The organism is Nocardioides sp. R-C-SC26, from assembly GCF_021246465.1.
GTDB lineage: Bacteria > Actinomycetota > Actinomycetes > Propionibacteriales > Nocardioidaceae > Nocardioides.
The window spans coordinates 1-306 of the sequence record NZ_JAHRHK010000097.1 but is presented as its reverse complement, the minus strand read 5'-3'; the positions used below and the strand labels follow the sequence as shown (position 1 = coordinate 306).

Sequence of the window (306 nt, the reverse complement as noted above, 5' to 3'; positions counted from 1 at the left end):
GCCGGATCGACGTCTACGACCGCCTCGTCGACGAGCTGTTGGCCGCCGGCATCGATCCGTCGGCGACCCTCTACCACTGGGATCTTCCCCAGGCCCTCGGGGACGACGGCGGGTGGTTGAACCGCGAGACGGTCGAGCGGTTCGCCGACTACTCCGCGGCCGTGGGTGCGCGCCTGGGTGACCGCGTGGCGCACTGGGTCCCGGTGAACTCACCGAACCTGGCCGCCCTGCTCGGCTACGGCGACGGGCGCCACGCCCCCGGCCGCGAGCTGGGCTTCCTGGGCGTGCTCGCGGCCCATCACCTGC

At 73.2% G+C, this 306-nt stretch carries 1 protein-coding gene; it reads left to right on the top strand.

Annotated elements, in window-relative coordinates; translation table 11 throughout:
• Positions 1-306: family 1 glycosylhydrolase (locus tag KSO97_RS17595; RefSeq protein ID WP_232682120.1), on the top strand; the 306-nt coding region annotated here is incomplete at both ends.